We start from the raw sequence: 19,282 nt of genomic DNA on the forward strand, positions 1-19,282 counted from the left end.
CACTGCCGCCGTGCCCACAGGAACGTTCACGGGAGCCTCGACGCTCGACGACGATGCGCTCACCCTCGCTCTCGGCCCCGCCCTCACACCCAACGGCATCGTGGCGTCACCCACGTTCTTCCGTGGATTCGCGACCCACCCGCAGGTCCTGGCGCGCGGTCTGCTCGTGCTGGCCGACATCACCGCTACCCGGTACTTCCGGCACACGCCCACGTCGTTGCGCGATCCGGTGCTCACCGCGCACGGAGACCGACTGCGTGTCGAATGTTTCTCGGCGTGCAACGGAGTCCACGCGCGCCTCGACCTGCTTGCCGACGGCTTCGACGGCGGCGCCCTCGCGCACGGCACCACGAACGTCGACATCGGACCGGCGATGCGCAGCGCCCTCGGGTCGGTGCACCGGCATGCGTTGCTGCACCTCGCGGTGGGGATCGATGGCATGACGGTGTCCGATCCCCACCGGACGGACACCGAACGCCCAGTGGCGATGCCCGATCGCTGGGTGCGTGCACTCGGCAACGTCGCGGAGATGCACCGCGAACTGCACTGCGCATTCACCGTCGACGCAGCCGGCACCCGCCGTTTTCTGGCCACGGTCCCACCGGCCACCGGAGCGGAACGCAGCGGATGGCTCACACCGTCCACCTCGGGTGTGCGACTCGCCGCCCGGCCCACCCGCGGCGCCGTCCACATCGACGGACTGCACCGGCTCACCGCGGCGAAACGTCTCCTGCCGCATGTGCAGGGCATGACCGTGTACGGGCCCGATGGCTCCGAACCCGGTCCACTCGCAGTCGAATTCGCACTTCCGTCGGCACGTCTCGTACTCGGACTGACCGAACAGACCTGGCGCGGCCACTCCGGCGAAGGTGCGTTGCTGCAGGCACTCACCTCGCCGACGGTGCGCGACGACGCCGAGACGATCTCCGCGCTGCTCGCGTTCGAACCCTCCGTCGACATCGACCGGCTCGCCCGCGAGACGACCCTGGACCGCACTGCCGTGCACGGCGCGCTCGCGGTGTTGGCGTCCTCAGGACGGATCGGCTGGGACCTGCACGAGAGCACCTACTTTCACCGTGAACTGCCCGACGATCCTGATCGCGTCGACACCGACAATCCGCGGCTCGTCGCCGCGCGCGGGCTCGTCGAAGCCGGTGCGATCACCGCGACAGATCCGGACACATGGTCGGTCCGCGGTCACGGCAGCGGCGGCACCACGGAACATCGCGTCACCGTCGGCCACGGGGCCGCCGAGACGGGCCGATGCACCTGCACCTGGTACCTGCGCCACGCCGACCGGCGCGGCCCGTGCCGACACATCCTGGCCGTACGACTCCACCGGAAGGGCATCGCGTGACCGTCAGCGACGAACTCGCCGCAGCGATCGACATCTTCACCGAACTCGGTTGGAGCAAAGCCGATCTCACAGATGCTCCGACACTCCCGCTCGGCACCGACGAGCAGCGACGTGTCGCGCTCGCCGGGCTGCGTACGGGGGAGTGGGGCGAGTTCGGGAAGATCGCCGAACGCACCTACGGCTGGATCAGCTTCGTCGACGTCGACGACGCGGCCCTCGCCCTGTTCGCGATCCGGCTCGGCGTCGACGCGCGTCGCGCCGCGCACATCATGCCGTCCACACACCGGCTGGGCGATGACCTTGCAGCCGAGATCCTCGCGACCCGCGGTCCGGAATTCGCTCAGCGGTTCGTCGAGAGGGTATGCGTGTCGTCGCGGCGCGCGTGGGAACACGCCACGTCGGTGCATGCCGGTGCGGCGGTGAGACTCGTCGCTCATCACCGACTGCCCGTCCCGCAGCACATCGAGTATCTGAAGGACTGGGCCGTGTACGCGCTCGGCGCGCTCACCGGCGAGGGCGAGCTGTTCCCCGCCGAACGCGGCTGGGTCGACGACGCCGTGATCGCCGAGCCGTTCGCCGACCACGCCCGTGCCGCCGTCGCCGCCGGACTCCCCGCGACCGGCCCGTTCCCCGCGACCCTGATGCCTGCGATCGACCGCGGCTGGATCGACCGCGCCGACGTGGTCGAACTGTGTTTCGCGGCATTGGATTCCGCGCAGCGACCGGGCGACAGGAAAGCCTGGCTCCGGTTACTCACCGACGAACTCGCCGTTGACGAAACAGAATTCGTGGAGCGCGCCGACGCAATGGTGTCGCTGATGTCGTTCGGAGACGCCTTCGCCGTCGAAGCCGTCGCACCGATCCTGATCGCCGCCGCCGTCGACGACGATCTGCTCGTCGATGTTCTCACCGTCGCTCTCAGTGCACCGACGAAGAAGGCCCGGCGGGTCGTCCTCACCGCCGCGGCTGCGCGTCATCGGCCCGGCGACGACACCGTCGCGGCGGTCGCCGAGCTGATCGCCGACGATGCTGCCGACGGTGATCGGGCCCTCGCGCGTGCTGCAGCGGACCTGAGGTCGGCGTGGGCGATCACGGCATCCGCACCGGATGCCACGCCCTCGACCGTGCAGGGATTGTGGCAACCCACCCCTGAGGTGTGGCAGGTGCCGCGTTTCGATCCGGGCGAGGCCACGGTGGAGACCGTCACCGATGCGGCAGCTCTGTTGCTACGCCGCTACACCGGTGTGGTCGACGTCGAGGTCGAACGCTTCCTGGCTCTCGCCAACCGTCTCGCCCACGACGACCCCGACGGCGCCCGCGTCGCGCTCGGCGGGGTGCGGAAGAACTGGATTCCCGGGCTCGCCGTGGTCCGGACATGGTTGCACGGTGAGCCGAACTACCTGGCCGACCGGATCAACGGCGGCACAGACGACGACCCCTGGTACCGCGACAGGGTCTGGGAGGTGCTGCATGCCCGCGAGGGTGCCGTCGTCGCGCGACTCGGGGAGGCGCCCGTGTTGCTGTCGACACCCACGTGGGTCGACCTTCGTATCCACCCCGACGACCTACTCGCCCGGCTCGACACCTATGTGACGGCCGATGTGGTCGCTGCCGAAGCCGACCTGTTCGCGGCACTGACCCGGCTCGACACCACGCTGGCCACCGACACGCACCGGACGCGCGCCCGGTCGCTGGCGGTGCCCCTGCAGACATCGGCCGGGACGCTGCTCTCGGTGACCGCGGGCCGCGTGCTCGCCTCCTATCTGGATGATCCCGTCGTCGAGCCGCATCTGGTACACCACCGGGAATGGGATCGTTGGATCGCCGGAGACATTCGGATCCCGAACTCTCTCAGCGTGTTTCCGAAACGACTGGCCTTCGACGAGTACCGTTCCGCCGACCCGGCAACCCTGCCCACGTGGGGCGATGCGGCCGGACTGTCGGTCGGGCACGGCGACGACGCGTCCGCGGGGGTTCTCCTGCGCCAGATCGCGCGCCGCACGACGCCGTTGACTCCGGGTCTGGCGGTCAACATGATCGGCGCCCAACGCGGATTCCATCGCGGTGCCGCTGCGGACGGCGCGACCGCCGTCGTCGAAGCGTGGCAACGTGGCCTGCTACGTCCGGGAGTGGCCGATGCCCGCTATCTGGACTGGCAGACGACCCCGTCCGGTCTCGCGGCACTCGCCCGCGCCGGCAGTGAACTCGCCGACGAGGGCATGCTGTCGGTGCTGTGGCCGCTGTTCGACGACCTGATCGCCGCTGCCGTCCACGAGACCCGGATCCCACCGGGCGCCGCCGACCTGGTGGAAGCCCTCGACCGGTGGCTCCCCGAAACGCAGCGCGGTGTCGATGCCGGCGTCGCCGATGTCGACGTCCTCGACCTACCCGGGGTGCGGGCCCTCGCGGCGCGCAGCGGATCGTCGCGCGCCGTCGCCGCTGCACGCGCGCTCGTGGCAAGACTGCCGGAGCCCACGCGCGTGCCCGTCGAGGAACCGGCGGACGAGGAGGTTCTCGACTTCGACGAATGGTGGCGCCCCGAACTCGGTGCCGCCCCGACCGTCGACGACGGCGCCGTGATCACCGCGACCTGGGAGGACGCCTCGGCACCGTCGAAGTTCCTGTCCGTCGACCTCGAATTTCCGGACCGTCCCAGCGAGATGTTCCGCATCAGGAAGGGCTGGTTCTACGACCTCGAACACGAAGGGCAATGCGCCGCCGTCCGATACACCGACGGCGACCGACCGGGCGGCGACCGGCCGGATCACGGACGGGACCAGGTGTGGTTGCGGTGGGACGAGGCGGCGAAAACCATGATCGTCGGCGAGCACCGCAACTGGGTCGACGGCACCGACGGCCCCCTCCACGGTGGCAACGCATCGCCGCTCACCACGTCGATGACCGCTGTCGTCCTGGTCGGCGCGTGCCACGGCAGGCCGGACATGTACTCGATCCGATCCATCCTCCGCGACGGTTTGATCGGATCGGGTTCGGTTGCCGTCGCGATGCGTGCACTACTGACCCAACCGGACGTGACTCCCGCTCGTCTCGTGCGACTCCTCGAACGCGATGCGTCGCTGCTGCCGGTGCTGTGGCCGATACTTGTCGAATCGATCCGGTACACATCCGATCTGGACGGAACTGCTCCGCGCTGGCTCAACCGGATCCTCGACGTCGCGCTGCTTCACGCACCGCTGCTGCGGGAAGCCGGTCGCCGCGGGCTGATTCCGGTGGAGGCCGCGCGGTGGCCCGGGCTCGTCTCTCTTGCCGCGCGGCTGGGCCGGTCGGCTGCGTCGACGAAAGCGAAGGCACTCGTCGCCGCACTCTCACCGGCGGAGCCGCACTCAGTGCAGGAGCGCCCGGATGTCGTCGGCGGTCAAGGCGGAGGAGAACATCTCTCCGTCGTCGACGACGGACGAGAACAACTCGGACTTTCGTAGCTGCAGCGCCCGCACCTTCGCTTCGATGGTGTCGCGGGCGATCAGCCGGTACACCATCACGTTGCGGGTCTGCCCGATCCGGTGGGTGCGGTCGATCGCCTGCGCCTCGGCGGCAGGATTCCACCACGGGTCGAGCAGGAAACAGTAGTCGGCCTCCACCAGGTTCAATCCGAACCCGCCTGCTTTGAGACTGATCAGGAACACCGGCGCGGCCCCGGCCTTGAAGTCGTCGAGCAGCTTTCCACGTTGCTTGGTTTTGCCGTCGAGATACAGGTATTCGATACCGGCCGCATCGAGGCGGTCGCGGATGCGGCCGAGGAAACCGGTGAACTGGCTGAACACCAACGCGCGGTGGCCACCGGCGATCACGTCGTCGAGTTGTTCGAGCAGCGCGTCGATCTTCGCGGAGCCGATCTTGCTGTGCGCCTCGTCGACGAGCACCGGATCGAGACTCAATTGCCTCAGCAGCGTCAACGACTGCAAGATGGTGAAGCGGTTGCGGTCCAAGTCGCCGATGAGCCCGAGGATCTTCTGGCGCTCCCGCTGCAGCTGCCGGTCGTAGAGAGCGCGGTGCTTCGGTGCGAGATCCACCTCGAGCACCTGCTCCTGCTTGTCCGGCAGATCAGAGGCCACCTGCTCCTTCGTGCGCCGCAACATCAGCGGTTTGAAGCGCTGCCGCAACTGCGCGAGCAGTTCAGGGTTGCTGCCGCTCTCGATGGGCTTGCGGTAGTAATCCTGGAACTTCGTCGGGTTGGGGAACAGCCCGGGCGCGGTGATCGACAGCAGCGACCACAACTCCATCAGGTTGTTCTCCATCGGGGTGCCGGTGATCGCGACCTTCAGCGGCGCGTCGATCTGCCGCACACACTGATATGCCTTCGCCCGATGGTTCTTCACGAACTGGGCTTCGTCGAGCAGGAGCATCGACCAGGGGTGTTCGAGATAGTCGTCGATGTCGATGCGCAGCAGGGTGTAGGACGTGACGACGACGTCGATTCCGTCGAGCAGCTCACCCAGGCCCACCCCGCGCTTGCCGGAGGTGTCGGTGATCGCGACGAGGTTCAGATGCGGAGCGAACCGCTTCGCCTCGGCGGCCCAGTTGGGAACCACCGACGTCGGCGCAACGATGAGCACCGGGGCATCCGTGGGACGTTTTGCGCGAGCGTGGCAGATCAACGCGAGCGACTGCAGGGTCTTGCCGAGTCCCATGTCGTCGGCGAGGATGCCGCCGAGGCCGTGCGTCCACAGGAATGTCAGCCACCGGAAGCCGTCGAGCTGATACGGGCGCAATGTTGCCTGCAGAGTTTTCGGTATCCGCGTTTTCGCTGTCGCCTTCACATCGAGAAGGCCCTGCACCTGTTTCTTCCAGGCCGCAGCCTGCCGGTCGACGACGCCGAGCGCCGCCAGCTCCTCCCACATGCCCGCCTGGAATCGACTCAGCCGCAACCGGTCCGGGTCGTGGTCCTCATGCAGAGCGCGGGCTTCGTCGACGAGGCGGCGCAGCTGCTGCAGCTCGGGCTTGTCCAACGACAGGTATGCGCCATCGGGCAGCATCAGGTACGACGCGCCCTCGCTGAGCGCGGTGAACACCTCACGGAACGGCACGGTCTCACCGTCGAGTTCGATGGTGATGTCCAGGTCGAACCAGTCGGAGTCGCCGGTCGCCTTGGTGGACAACCCGATCCGCAGGCTGTCGCCCACATCGCGGTAGTCGGCGGGAGTGCCCTCGACACGCACTTGCACGTCGTCGCGGTCGGACAGCAGAGGCAACAGTTCGGATACGAGACGGGCAGTGTCGAGGCCGGTGAGGGTGATGCGTGAGAGGGGCCGGCGGTCGACGGAGTTGTCCAGTCCGTACGGCGCGACGACCTCGCGGATCTCGGACAGGAGCGCATCTTCGGTGCCGCGGTCGCGGACAGCGTCAGTACGCTGCTCGTACAGTTCGACGGCATGCTCGGCGTCACCGACGCGGTAGACGAACTGCCAGTGCAGGTCGGTGCGGTGCTGCGGGCGGAACGCGATGTGCAGTAGCAGCGAGGGGCCGCTCACCGTCGGGGCGGTGAATGATCCGTCGGCGGACCCGACGGTGGCGGTGCGCTGCAGCCGCGGGTAGTAGCCGGTGACGAAGCGGGGCACCTGCTCGGGCGGCACCGCAAGCGCGGCACCGCCGAGCAGCAGCTGCTGCATCCCGTCCGGTGTGGTGCCGTGCAGTCGGGCGATGCGGAACGGAAGATCCGCGGGCGCGGCGTCGGTGGGATCACCTGGCGGCCGAAGGATCACGCCGTGTGCCGGGGCGCCGATGAACCCGAGGGCAGACGCAGACTGATCGCCGATGCGCAGGGTAGGCGTGACGGTCAGACCGTTGCCGGTGTCGGCGACGTCGACGCACACCTCCGCGACACCCGGCGGCGGCACTGCACCGTGCTTCTTCTTCGCGTAACGCAGCTCGATGCCGTGAGCCGTCGCGTCGTCGAGCAAGGCCCACAGTCGCGGCGACGCGGCCGACAGGTCGAGGGTGTTCTGCGAGGTGACGTAGTAGCTTCGTGTCTCCGCCTGCGCCAACGCGGCGAGTTCGAGTAGCAGCCGTTTGTGCTGCGGGTTCACGTCGTAGGTGTAGCTCAGGTTCGACCAGGAGATGTTCCCCGATACCCATCCAGTGCGGCCGGGACGCACCACACGTGCGGTGAGTTTCGGCGTGGGGACCTGCGACGGCTGCGACAACGCCAGCTGCAGGCCCAGTGGCACACCGCTGTCGGCCTGGTCGGTACCGAAGTGCGCGGCGAACATTTCATCCCAGTCGGGTTCGACGGACGCCGGGGCGCTGGCCGGTGTCGTGAGGGCGAGCAGCAGAGCCACCGTGTGTTTGCAGTCGTACCCGACGGGACACGAGCATTCGCCGTACTCGAACTCGAGGCCGCGCGGGCCGGGGCGCAGCTGGATCAGAGTGCGGTATACCTCGGTGCCGGCGATGGTCCCGATGCCGATCAATTCGTCTTCGTCGAAGGCGCAGTCCAGGACCGCACCGGACTCCGCATAGTGCTTGCCGCGCGAGAAGGTGGGTCTGCCCACCGCCGAGATCATCGAGTGGACGAGGCGCTCGTACTGGGGATTCGCGGACATAGACCGGCAGTCTATGCACCGGCGTAACGCACCGTTTCGAGTCGATGTTGTCGCCGCGGGCCAGAACTGCTTCACGAGATGACAGAATGGTGCGTCGTTCCAGATCACTCAGCCAAGGGAGCATCATCCACTGTGTGTGGCATCGTCGGTCATGTCTCGAGCAGTCTCGTCAATCAGCAGATATACGACTCCCTGTTGCTGCTGCAACACCGAGGCCAGGACTCGACGGGTATCGCCACGGCGGAGGGCAGCACGTTCCACACCGTCAAGGAACGGGGGCAGGTGCGTGAGGCGTATCGCACGCGGGATATGCGCACGCTGCTCGGAAACATGGGCATCGGTCATGTTCGCTACGCAACTTCAGGATCCGGCAGCGAGGACGAGGTACAGCCGTTCTACGTGAATGCGCCGTACGGCCTGCTCCTGGTCCACAACGGCAACCTCACGAATACCCGCGAACTCTCGGACGAACTTTTCCGCGTCGACCGGCGTCACCTCAACTCTTCGAGCGACACCGAGCTACTGCTCAACGTGCTGGCGAATGAGCTGCAACGCTCGATCGACGGCCAGAACCTGACGCCGGACGACATCTTCGACGCCGTCGCCGCCGTGCACCGCCGCGTTGAGGGGTCCTACGCCGCGATAGCCCTGGTCGCGGACCACGGAATGCTTGCGTTTCGTGATCCCTTCGGTATTCGTCCCCTCGTGCTGGGACGGCGAATGGATGCGGGTGGCCGAGACGAGTGGGTCGTCTCCTCGGAGTCGCTCGTGCTCGCCTCGGGCGGCTACGATGTGGTCCGTGAAGTCGAGCCCGGCGAGGCAATCTTCATCAGCGAGTCGGGCCGGATGTACTCGCGTCAGTGCGCCGAGAATCCGACCACCGCGCCCTGCGCTTTCGAGTACGTGTACCTCGCGCGGCCCGACTCGATCATGAATGGCGTCTCGGTGTACGACACCCGTCTGCGAATGGGCGAAAAACTCGGCCGCAAGGTGGAGCGCGAGATGGATCTCGCCGAGATCGATGTCGTCATGCCGATCCCGGACTCGGCCCGCCCCTCGGCCATGCAATTGGCGCAGACCCTCGGGTTGCCCTATCGCGAGGGCTTCTACAAGAACCGCTACGTGGGCCGCACCTTCATCATGCCCGGCCAAGAACTACGAAAGCGGTCGGTGCGCCAGAAGCTCAACGCGCTTTCGCAGGAGTTCGAGGGCAAGAATGTGCTGCTCGTCGACGACTCGATCGTTCGTGGCACGACGTCGAAGGAGATCATCGAGATGGCGCGCGCGGCAGGCGCCCGCAGGGTGTACCTCGCGTCCGCGGCGCCGGCCGTGCGCTACCCCAATGTGTACGGCATCAACATGCCGACCCGCGCCGAACTCGTCGCGTCGTCGCGGTCGGTCGAGGAGGTCTGCTCGGTGATCGGCGCGGACGCGCTGATCTATCAGGATGTCGACGACCTCTTCGACGCGATCACCGCCGATACCGAGCTCACACAGCTCGATCTGTCTCCGTTCACCGGCGAGTACGTGACCGGCACCGTGACACCCGAGTACCTCGCTTACCTCGAGGAGCACCACATCTCCTGAAGTCTTCGGGACGGCGGTGCGGAGGATCTCTACGGAGTGCGCACTGGCCGCAATCGCCGCGGCACTGTAGGATTGCGCCGATGACTACCTTCTCTGATCCAAGATTGGGGGCCCAGTTCACACACGGTGAGTGCTGATGCACCCTCCGACCGTGAACGGGTTCGACCCCCGACTGTCCTTCTGGCTGCGCGTGCGCGAGTTCGCCGTGCCGCCGTCCATGATCGAAGCCGCAACCGATCTGCGTCTCGCAGGCGACTGGCGCGGCGCCTGTGCTGCAGCGGGTTTCGATGTCGACATCGACCTACGCGCAGTGCGTCACACCCACGGACTCGACGTCGCATCACAGGTTCTGGACGATCTGCGTCACCTCGCCCCGGACTTGCTGCGCTGGCACCTACCGCGCGTGGCACCCGATGGGCTGCTGCGACCCGGACTGACCGTCACGCTGGCCCGATATTCCCGTTGTGGGAACCGAAAAACTTGTGGTGGAACCGATTCCGTGCACTTGGTGGCCCGCACCGCCCCGGCCTGGGTGGATGCCGGGCAGCGGATTGTCCTGACGCTGTGGGACGGTCCCGATCCCGCGAATCATCCGCATCCTCGACCCAACCGGCGTTTCCGGCTCGACCTCCATCGGCATCTGTGGGAGGCGCGCAGATCAAGCGAGCTACGAATACGCTGCGGGGCAGGTCAATTGCCGGACTCCGCCGCACTCGACCCGCGCCTGCGTGAAGTGATACCGGAGGGCTGCGCCGTCGACCGCTGGGCGGCCGAAGCCCGCATCCTCAACCGTGCGGACGGGCAGAATGACGGTCCCGTTCGGGTGCGATGCGGGGGCCGGGGGCTGGTGATGGAGTCGGCCGGCGGCACCGAACCCGCAGCCGTGCGGCTCGTTGCCGACTACCCACGCGGCCGGCTCGCCGCACTGCCGGTGCTGCCCGATGCCGCGACCTGGGTGTTACCGGATCTGGAACTGATCCGGTCGGGAGCGATCACCGCCGACCGACTGCACCCGCTGGTCGCCGCCGCCCTGGATCCGGGCCGGCCGCCGCCGTCATCCTCGAGATCGACGCCGACGAATCGGATCGACAGCGTCGACTGCCGTGGTGAGCAGCACCGGATCGGATTGGTCGACGGCGCATTGACCGCACTCGACCACGATCCCGCCGAGATTCGGCGCGAGGAACTGCTCGTCCGATTGGGTGGCACTCCCTTGCCGTGTCTTCAGGTCATCGACCAGGCGCTTCGTCGCCCGGACTGTCTGCCGGGCGTTCGCGAACGTCTGGACCACGGCGACGCCGTCGGCGCCTTGGCGCTCGTCGAAGGACTGCTCGGTCCCGATGCGGTCCTCCGCGACGGTCCTCTGCTGGATGAACTTCGCGCCGCCGCGGACCGCCGCAGTATGTACGAGGGGTTCCGTGCCGCACCGGTGGAACCGCCCCCGGTAAGGCAACCTCGGCGCACCGCCCGGTCGCGCCGGCCCCGTTCGCGCTGACCCATCTCCGCACTCCCCGAAACCCGCTGAGCTGCTGCTCGGCTCGATACCTCAGGTGATGCACATGTCTTCCATGCTCCATTCCGACCGCCCTCGCAACGATGAACTCGACAGTGCTGCAGTACTGTTGACGATGCTCGGCACGGTGACCACCGAACCCCGTCCCGACGACCAACTCGAGGCCCTCACCCTGGCCGTGGCCGCGGATCTCCCGGTACTGCTGTGGGGTGAACCGGGAATCGGCAAGACCGCCGCACTGACCCAGCTCGCCGACGCCTTGGATCTTCCGTTGACCACCGTCATCGCGAGCGTGCACGAGCCCTCCGACTTCTCGGGTCTGCCCGTGCTCGGGGACGACCCCGCCACACAGGGTGTCCCGATGGCCCCGCCGGACTGGGCTGTACGGCTCGTAGAGGCCGGCCGAGGGCTGCTCTTCCTGGACGAACTGTCGACGGCACCGCCCGCCGTGCAGGCTGCCATGCTCCGTCTCGTCCTCGAAAGACGAATCGGGGCACTGCAATTGCCACCCGGAGTGCGCATCGTGGCAGCCGCCAACCCGCCATCGTCGGCAGCGGACGGCTGGGAGCTGAGCCCGCCGTTGGCCAACCGATTCGTGCACCTGAACTGGACCTACGACCACGAGGTGGTCGTCCGGGGGCTCGGCGGGACCTGGCCACGCGCGACGCTGCCGCGCCTTGATCCGGAGAAGTTCTCCGATGCGGTGACATTCGCCCGCCGAGCCGTCTGCGACCTTCTCGCCGCCCGACCCGCCCTCGTTCATCAGCTTCCCAGTAGCCAGACCCGTCGTGGCAGCGCGTGGCCGTCGCCGCGGAGCTGGGACATGACCGTGCGGCTGATCGCGTTCGCGACCGCCACCTCGTCGTCGAAGGATGTGCTGTCCCTACTGGTTCGGGGGAGTGTCGGAGACGGACCCGGATTCGAGCTGCTGGCCGCCATCGAGCGCATGGATCTCCCGGACCCGGAGACGCTGCTTGCCGATCCGGCGTCTGCCGAGCTACCCGAGCGCGGCGATCTACGCCAGGCCGTGCTCGACGCGGTGGTAGCTGCTGTCCGCCGACAGCCGGAGAAGTCGCGTTGGGATGCGGCATGGGCAATCCTGGTGGCCGCGGTGGAGACCGGGCCACCCGACCTCGTGGTTGTCCCGGCAACCACACTGGCCACCCTGCGGCGGGACAATTGGGAGGTGCCTGCGGCGATAGATCGTCTCGCCGGGGTCGTGTCGGTGTCCCAGGCAGCCGACCACGCGGGTGAGCGTGCCGTCGCGCAGGCAACGCGATGACGGCCGCACCAGTTTTCGACGAGAACAAGATCTATGCCGCACGGTTGTTCGCCGCGCGTGCCAGGCCCTACCTCGCGACAGCCCTGTACGCGCTGCACATCGTCAACTCACCCCGAGTCCCGACGATGGGTGTGGACCGGCATTGGCGCTGTTATCTCTCGCCCATCTTCGTCGCTCAACGGCCGGTGGAGGAACTGGCCTCGATCCTGGTCCACGAGGTCTCGCACCTGCTGCGCGATCACCACGGCCGCAGTGATCGCTACGCCCATGCGCACGGACTGACCTCCCGCGCAGATCGGCTACGGATGAATCTCGCTGCCGATGCCGAGATCAATGACGACGCGTTCGGTGACGGACTGCAGACACCGCCCGACGCTGTCCTACCGTCGACCCTTGGGTTGCCCCACGGCCGGCTCATGGAGGAGTACCTGGGCGAATTCGCTCTCGGCCCCTGGACTGATGCGGTGGCGTGGCTCGACTGCGGCAGCGGCGCCGACGGGCTGCGACGCGAGTGGGAACTGGGTCCCGAAGGGGCGAACGGACTCAGCGACGAGCAGCGAGACGCGGTCCGTTACCGGGTGGCGCACAGCATCATCGGACAGCCGGGCAGTGCACCTCGCGGGTGGCGGCGGTGGGCGGAGGAGGCCGTGCACCCGCCGCAGCCGTGGCGGGCGCTGCTGGGTGCGGCGATCCGCTCGGCCACATTCTCGTCAGGGACCGGCGACAATTACACCTACCGGCGGCCGGCGCGGAGATCCGCGGCCGTGCCCGGCGCGGTATTACCGAGCCTGCGGCGCACCCCACCTCGGGTCAGCGTCATCGTCGATACGTCGGGTTCGGTCAGCGACGCCGACCTGGGTAGTGCACTCCTCGAGGTCGCCGCCATCGCGCGGGCCGTGGGCGGGCGCCGAGACCTGGTCACGGTGCTGTCCTGCGACGCGGCAGCCCGGGTGGTCCACCCGCTGTGCCAGGCAGAGGACATTCCACTGGTCGGGGGTGGTGGCACGGATCTGCGTGCCGGGTTCGAGAAGGCGCTGCGCAGTCGACTCCGTCCCGACGTGGTGGTGGTGCTCACCGACGGGCAGTCACCGTGGCCCAGCAGGCGACCGGGGTGCCGAACGGTGGTCGGTCTGTTCCCTCGAATCGTTTTCCGCAGCGAAGAGAACCCCGACTACGTTCCGGACCCACCACCGGAATGGACGCATGTGGTGGAGATCGGCACGTCGCGTACCTGAGCGGCACCCGCCGCGCTCGGGGCAGAATCGGCGGACAGAATTTTCCGTGGCCAGCGCTGATTGAGTGAGCACTGTGCAGTACGTAGGGTTACAGCCTACGAAATGCACAATGAAAGGTGAGATGTGGGCGCATTGCGCGGGACACCACTGCCGGTCGAGCTGGCGCGATCAGCCCTGCGCACGTTCCGTCCCCAGGATGCTGCCCGCGTGTATGCGCACCCGCGTCCTGAGCTGTCGAGGCTCGTTGACCGGGGAGTCTTGCATCGGGTGGCTTACGGCTACTACATCGTCGTCCCGCAAGACCAGGTGGGGCGTCCGTGGCTTCCCGGACTGGAAGCTGCTGCCGCGGGAATCGCCTCAGCGATCTACGGGGTAGACCGCGCAGTGCTGATGGGTATCAGCGCAGCGCGGGTACTCGGTGCAATTCCCCGCGCACTGGCTACCGCCGTCGTCGCCGTCACCCGTGCGCACAGGCCAATCGAGTTGAGCGACCGTCACGCCATCGTCCGGTTCGTGCAGCGTGATACCAACGCGCTCGACGCTGAACGCGTGGACACAGCACTCGGCCCTGCACTTGTCACGACACCCGAACAGACAGTGCTCGATCTTGCCCGCCGGCCACTGCTCGGAAATGCAGAGCCCGAGATCGCTGCGGCGATCACTGCCCTCTACCGCCGCAGCGACCCGGACCGGCTCGCCGAACTCGCGGAGCCTCAGCGGCTTGTCTCTGCCTTGCGACGCGCTGAGATCTGGGCAGGAGTGCGGTCATGATCCTCGACGAGCAAGACGCCGTTGCCGCACAGTTCGGTGTCGCCCCGGAACAGGTGGAGCGTGACCACCTCATCGCACACCTCCTCACCGCAATCGTGGATCGCTTCGCGGACCGCGTGCATTTCATAGGAGGCACCGCGCTCGCGCGAACCCATCTCCCGAGCGGTCGTCTCAGCGAGGACATAGATCTCGTTGCGCTGGGTAATCGGAACGAGATGGCCGCCGAGCTCGACGCTGTACTCGAGCGCGCTGCCGCACGGACGCACGATCGCGACATTCAGCGCATCGGGCAGTCGGCGACGGTCGGCAATCCCGACGAGTCGCTGGCGTGGCTGCAGGGGAGTGCAATCGGTCGGCCGCGTCGTGTCGTCGCGCCGGACGTCGGAGCACCCGCTACTGATCCCGACATCACCGTCGATTACGTGGGTTCCGTCTCGAACGCTGCCACTGTCATCGCATCCCTGCATCAGGGGGAGAAGCGATTGGCGTTCGTAGACTCGCGACGCCGCGCAGGGGAGCTCGGTGCGGCACTGCACGATCGCGGCATCACCAATGCGGTGTCGGGACTGAAGTTTTCCGCCGCATTGCCGCCGGGACTCGCGGAGCAGACCCTCGCCAAGCGACTCGGTGATGAACAAGGCGCACGCGCGGCACTCGAAGTGCCGCGCACCATTTTCCGCAGGTTCGATTAGGAGCCCGTTAGGCGAGTCCGCTCTTCGGGAACGACCGACCGCAGCGGCGAACACCCGATAGAGAATGGCAGGTTCACAGCTCACGCACCGGACGCGGTGCGGGGGCCCTCGAGAAGGGATTGTCGATGGGGATGCGCGGCATCAATCATGTCGTCCTGTATGTGTCGAACCTGCAACGAAGTCTGCATTTCTATGAGCAGGTCCTCGGATTCGAGAAATTGGCAGGGGAGTTCCCCGGTGGCGCCTTCCTTCGGCACGCGGGATCGGCGAACGATCATGACCTGGGACTGTTCCAGGCGCGCGGCGGGGACCCTGTCGTGCCGGGCAGGGTCGGGCTCTACCACGTCGCGTGGGAAGTGGAAACACTCACCGACCTCGACGCTATGCGTCAGCGCCTCGTCACTGCGGGGGCGTTGACGGGTGCCGCGGACCACGCCGCCACCAAAGCGCTGTACGGCCGCGATCCCGACGGAATCGAGTTCGAAATCTGCTGGCTGGTGCCCGACGAGCGGATCGAAGAAGCACTGTACCCGGGTGTCCCGATGGTCGGCCCCTTGGACATCCCCGGCGAGATCGCTCGATACGGCGCCGAGACGCCAGGGGGACCGCGCACCGACGTCGAGGTATGGAAGCGACTCGCGGCGAGGTCGTCTGCTACGCCGTGATCTCACCGCCGTGCGGTCGGGAGCGCAACGAGGTGCGGTGGTCAGGGCGGACCAGCACGCAATGCTGCTTCCACAGCGGTCTCGATCCCGTCGTTATCCTCGACGAGATAGACATTCACATCGGCGTGCGCAATGCGGTGTACGCTGTCGGCTACGTTGCGTTCGAACATGATTCCTCTTGTCTGATCGTCCGTGCCGCAGGAGACCGTTGTCGACAACGGGATGAAGGAGACCTTCCGAGTCCGGACAGGAGCGTCGGTCATCCTCCGAGGTTCGCGATGGCGGAGTCCAAGGAACTTGCTCGCAACTCGAGAGCGCTTTCGTCGTACTCCTGATCACTCGGTAGCTCATCGCGAAGCTGCTTCTGCGTGAGCACGACAAAGGTGCGGTGCCGTTCGGTCATGTCTTCGGCGCCTACGACTCGGAACCGGCCTTCGGTGAGCACGAGTGCGGGATCTGGGAGGGTGGAGTCGAGAAGGTTCCGTAGATCGTCTGCGGTCAGATTGGTGGTCATGATCGTCTCCTGTCTCAGTGGTGGTGACCTGCATCTACGGCGACGGCATGCCGCCGTTCACGTGGATCGTCGAGCCCACCACATAGCTGGATTCCGGGGACGCAAGGAAAACGTATGCGGGTGCCAACTCGGTAGGTTGCCCGGCACGGCCCAGCGGAGTGCTCTGTCCGAATTCGGGCAATTTCTCCTTCGGCTGGCCGTCTGTGGGTTGGATAGGCGTCCATATCGGGCCGGGCGCCACCGCATTGACCCGGATACCCTTACATGCCAGTTGATTGGCCAATCCCTTGGTGAAATTGTTGATCGCCGCCTTGGTGGAGGCGTAGTCGATGAGCGTGGGCGCCGGCATGTAGGCCTCGATCGAGGTCGTGTTGATGATGGTGCCGCCAGGAGGCATGTGTGCCAACGCTGCTCGCGTCGTACGGAACATCGCAAGTATGTTCGTCTGATAGGTCTGTTCGAGCTGCTCGTCGGGCAGTTCCTCGAGGCTGGTCGCGACCACCTGCTTTCCGGCATTGTTGACGAGAATGTCCAGGCCACCGAGCTGTTCCGCGGCCTGTTCGACGACATCCCGGCAGAAGTCGGCACGGGTGAGATCTCCTGGCAGAGTGACCGCCTTACGGCCGCTGTCAGTGATGATCCGTGCGACCCTCGCCGCGTCCGGTTCCTCGTCCGGCAGGTAGGTGATGGCGACATCGGCGCCTTCACGGGCGAACGCGATCGCGACCGCAGCACCGATACCCGAATCGCCGCCGGTGATCAGTGCCTTACGAGCTTCCAGGCGCCCGGTCCCGCGATAGGAGAATTCGCCGATGTCGGCTCGCGGTTCGAGTTCGGATTCGCGTCCGGGCTCGGGTTGGTGCTGTTCAGGAGGCGAGATCGTCGGGTATCGGGACACAGGGTTCTGTAGGTGGAGCTGGTCTGTGCGGGTGGTGTGCGTGTCGTCGTCAGCCATGGATGCCGTCCTGGAAGTATGAGGGCAGGGTTGTCCTTGCAGCGAGCGGAGGATGGTTCTCGCCTCCGAGTGCAGGTTTCCCTCGTCGCACGGCCCCAAACCAGGGACGACGATGCGGTACTCGCTGCGAGATCTCAGCGATCAGCCCTTCGGCATCGCCGATCGTCGGTGTTCTGGCGGTCGAGACAAGGGTCCTTGTCCGGGGCGAGACCAGTGCTATGCAAACGGCCGTGGATCGAAGTTCTCGAATGGAAGATGGATGTCATGGCACACGTGCAGCGTTTCGACCATGTCGGCATCACCGTCGCGGATCTCGCCTCTGGAACGACGTTCTTCGTGAGACTTGGATTCGAGGTGGAAGGCACCGGATCTGTGGAAGGCGAGTTCGTTGAGACCGTCTGCGGTATCCCCGGTGCTCACTGCGAGATCGTGATGCTGCGGCCGCCCGGCGGAGGCTGCGGACTGGAACTCTCGAGCTTCATCACGCCCGACCACGTGCCCGGATCGCCAGCGGCGATGGCCAACGAGGTCGGATTGCGCAATGTGTCTTTCGAAGTCGTCGACCTTCAAGCTGCAATCGATGAGGTGGCTGCGGACGGATACGGCCTCATCAGTGGCATCGGTGAGTACGAGAACAGCGTGCGGATGGCGTACGTGCGTGGGCCCGAAGGGATCATTGTGTCGTTGTTCGAGCGTGTCGGTTGACCAGACCGGAACCGCAGACGCAAGTCCTCGGTCATCGCTGGGCACTGCACTCGACAATGTGACTGGATCGGCCTGCGTCGTCATCGACCCTCCGCTGGTCCGATCCACTCGGGGAATTGCGAAGCGAGGGGGGCACCGGGCACTACGCCGGCCGCCCGGGGCGTCGGCGGTGTTGTGCAGGGAGGCGGTCCATGAGAGCCCGTGACGGGTGATGTGGTCGTTGGTTGTGGTTTCGGTGTACACGATGTCGTCGCAGATGCTTGCGGTGATGTCGGTGGGAGTTTCGATGAGTTCGGTGATGTGGTAGCGGATAGTGTGTTCGTCGACCTGGTCCCAGTCGGTATTCCCCACGTCGGCTCCCCGGACGATGTTCTGGATGGAGGGGTGGGGATAGCCGATGGCTTCGCGGTATCCGGGGAAGGAGTTGGTGATCGAGTACATCTCTGTTTGCCAGCTGGATTCGAATGTGGCTCGGATGAGTTCTGCTTCACGGCTGAGCAGGTCGATGCCGGGTTCTGCAGACCAGGAGCTTGTGTATGAGGGTTGAAAAGCGGGCGGTGCTTCGATGACGTCGGCAGGTGTCGGACCCTGAGCGGTGGCGCAGCTGCTGAGGAGTATGCCGAGGGTGGCGGCGACTGCGTTTCGTATGAGTCTGTGTCTGCTCATTGGGGTTCGGATGGGCCTATCCATTCGGGATACTGTGGCGCGCGCGGGACGCCAGGCACGACACCGGGCGCGCGGAAGGTATAGTCGCTGTCGATATTCAGAGCATCAGGATGATTCGCCAGCCACCAAGATTTGCACGCGGGATCCGCTCCCCCTGGGGCTGCGTTGAGTCCTTGTGGGGTGAAGCGTGTGATTTTCCAGGTGCCGAAGACATTCCAGTTCGGGGTGCGACGGGCTCGTGGGTCATGGTTGGCACGGTCAGTATCGACGATGCCGGGGAGGCCCGGGGTGTCGGCAGTGTTGTGCAGCGACACTGTCCACGAGAATCCGTGACCAGTGATGCGGTCATGGTCGATGGTTTCGGCGTGGACGATGTCATCGCACACGTTTGCGGTGACTTCGGTGTGTGACTCGATCAGTTCGGTGATGTGGTAGTTGACTGTGAATTCGCCGACCCTGTTCTCCTCGGTGTTTCCTGATTGGACACCCGCGGCGATGTCTCGGTCGGCGTTGTCTGGGTATCCGATGGCCTCGCGGTACCCGGGGAATGAATCCATGAGTGTATACATGGATGTCTGCATTCCGGCTTCGAGGGAAGAGCGGACGAGTTCTCCTCCGCGGCTGAACAAGTCGATGCCCGGCTCCGCAGTCCATGAACTTGTGTAGGACGGCTTGAAGTCAGGCGGAGTCTCGGTGTCGTCAGCGGAGCCCAGATACTCAGGGGTACCGCAGCTGCTGAGGAGTGCACCTAAGGCAACGGTGACCATGTTTCGTATGAGC

General features: G+C 66.3%; 15 protein-coding genes. 10 read left to right on the forward strand and 5 right to left on the reverse strand.

Annotated features, from left to right (window positions below; all coding sequences use genetic code 11):
• Positions 1–10: 10 nt before the first annotated feature.
• Positions 11–1,357 carry an SWIM zinc finger family protein gene (locus ACTDXD_RS23940; RefSeq protein ID WP_440124665.1) on the forward strand — a complete coding sequence of 449 codons (1,347 nt, stop codon included), beginning with the start codon at positions 11–13 and terminating at the stop codon, positions 1,355–1,357.
• Complete coding sequence (locus ACTDXD_RS23945; protein ID WP_440124666.1) at positions 1,354–4,797, forward strand: hypothetical protein; 3,444 nt, start codon at positions 1,354–1,356, stop codon at positions 4,795–4,797. Before ACTDXD_RS23940 ends, ACTDXD_RS23945 begins: the two co-directional genes overlap by 4 nt.
• Here the strand turns inward: ACTDXD_RS23945 and ACTDXD_RS23950 are convergent.
• Positions 4,702–7,917, reverse strand: a complete 3,216-nt coding sequence (locus ACTDXD_RS23950; RefSeq protein WP_440124667.1) for a DEAD/DEAH box helicase — start codon at positions 7,915–7,917, stop codon at positions 4,702–4,704. The genes ACTDXD_RS23945 and ACTDXD_RS23950 overlap by 96 nt on opposite strands.
• Before the next feature lie 132 nt (positions 7,918–8,049).
• Here ACTDXD_RS23950 and purF point away from each other — a divergent pair, with 132 nt between their 5' ends.
• The 7 genes from purF (at position 8,050) to ACTDXD_RS23985 (ending at position 15,662) form a co-directional block, all read left to right on the forward strand.
• Positions 8,050–9,504 carry an amidophosphoribosyltransferase gene (gene purF, locus ACTDXD_RS23955; RefSeq protein WP_440124668.1) on the forward strand — a complete coding sequence of 485 codons (1,455 nt, stop codon included), beginning with the start codon at positions 8,050–8,052 and terminating at the stop codon, positions 9,502–9,504.
• Between the two features lie 130 nt (positions 9,505–9,634).
• Positions 9,635–10,999, forward strand: coding sequence for a hypothetical protein (locus tag ACTDXD_RS23960; RefSeq protein ID WP_440124669.1), 1,365 nt, complete (start codon positions 9,635–9,637; stop codon positions 10,997–10,999).
• 58 nt (positions 11,000–11,057) lie between these two features.
• A complete protein-coding gene (locus ACTDXD_RS23965) occupies positions 11,058–12,299 on the forward strand; it encodes an AAA family ATPase (RefSeq protein WP_440124670.1) in 1,242 nt (413 codons plus the stop codon).
• Positions 12,296–13,534: a vWA domain-containing protein gene (locus ACTDXD_RS23970; RefSeq protein WP_440124671.1), complete on the forward strand. Its 1,239-nt coding sequence runs from the start codon at positions 12,296–12,298 to the stop codon at positions 13,532–13,534. The genes ACTDXD_RS23965 and ACTDXD_RS23970 overlap by 4 nt, the downstream gene beginning before the upstream one ends.
• Before the next feature lie 123 nt (positions 13,535–13,657).
• The gene (locus ACTDXD_RS23975; RefSeq protein ID WP_440124672.1) at positions 13,658–14,305 is read left to right on the forward strand and encodes a type IV toxin-antitoxin system AbiEi family antitoxin domain-containing protein; all 648 of its coding nucleotides are present in this window, start codon (positions 13,658–13,660) and stop codon (positions 14,303–14,305) included.
• Positions 14,302–14,997: a nucleotidyl transferase AbiEii/AbiGii toxin family protein gene (locus ACTDXD_RS23980; protein ID WP_440124673.1), complete on the forward strand. Its 696-nt coding sequence runs from the start codon at positions 14,302–14,304 to the stop codon at positions 14,995–14,997. Before ACTDXD_RS23975 ends, ACTDXD_RS23980 begins: the two co-directional genes overlap by 4 nt.
• 125 nt (positions 14,998–15,122) lie before the next feature.
• Positions 15,123–15,662: a VOC family protein gene (locus tag ACTDXD_RS23985; protein WP_440124674.1), complete on the forward strand. Its 540-nt coding sequence runs from the start codon at positions 15,123–15,125 to the stop codon at positions 15,660–15,662.
• Positions 15,663–15,703: 41 nt separating this feature from the next.
• Here ACTDXD_RS23985 and ACTDXD_RS23990 read toward each other — a convergent pair whose 3' ends face one another.
• The 3 genes from ACTDXD_RS23990 to ACTDXD_RS24000 all read right to left on the reverse strand — a co-directional run bounded on the left by ACTDXD_RS23990 (position 15,704) and on the right by ACTDXD_RS24000 (position 17,131).
• Positions 15,704–15,832, reverse strand: a complete 129-nt coding sequence (locus ACTDXD_RS23990) for a hypothetical protein (protein WP_440124675.1) — start codon at positions 15,830–15,832, stop codon at positions 15,704–15,706.
• An 89-nt stretch (positions 15,833–15,921) separates the two neighbouring features.
• Complete coding sequence (locus tag ACTDXD_RS23995) at positions 15,922–16,176, reverse strand: hypothetical protein (protein ID WP_440124676.1); 255 nt, start codon at positions 16,174–16,176, stop codon at positions 15,922–15,924.
• 34 nt (positions 16,177–16,210) lie between these two features.
• Positions 16,211–17,131 (reverse strand): SDR family oxidoreductase, encoded by a 921-nt coding sequence (locus ACTDXD_RS24000; protein WP_440124677.1) that lies wholly within the window; start codon positions 17,129–17,131, stop codon positions 16,211–16,213.
• A gap of 264 nt (positions 17,132–17,395) precedes the next feature.
• Between ACTDXD_RS24000 and ACTDXD_RS24005 the strand changes: the two genes are divergently transcribed.
• The gene (locus ACTDXD_RS24005) at positions 17,396–17,836 is read left to right on the forward strand and encodes a VOC family protein (protein WP_440124678.1); all 441 of its coding nucleotides are present in this window, start codon (positions 17,396–17,398) and stop codon (positions 17,834–17,836) included.
• A gap of 662 nt (positions 17,837–18,498) precedes the next feature.
• Here ACTDXD_RS24005 and ACTDXD_RS24010 read toward each other — a convergent pair.
• Entirely contained in the window at positions 18,499–19,059 is a 561-nt protein-coding gene (locus tag ACTDXD_RS24010; protein ID WP_440124679.1) for a hypothetical protein, read from the reverse strand.
• Between the last annotated feature and the right edge of the window lie 223 nt (positions 19,060–19,282).

Origin of the sequence: Rhodococcus sp. SJ-3 (assembly GCF_051918125.1) — a bacterium.
Lineage (GTDB): Bacteria > Actinomycetota > Actinomycetes > Mycobacteriales > Mycobacteriaceae > Rhodococcus.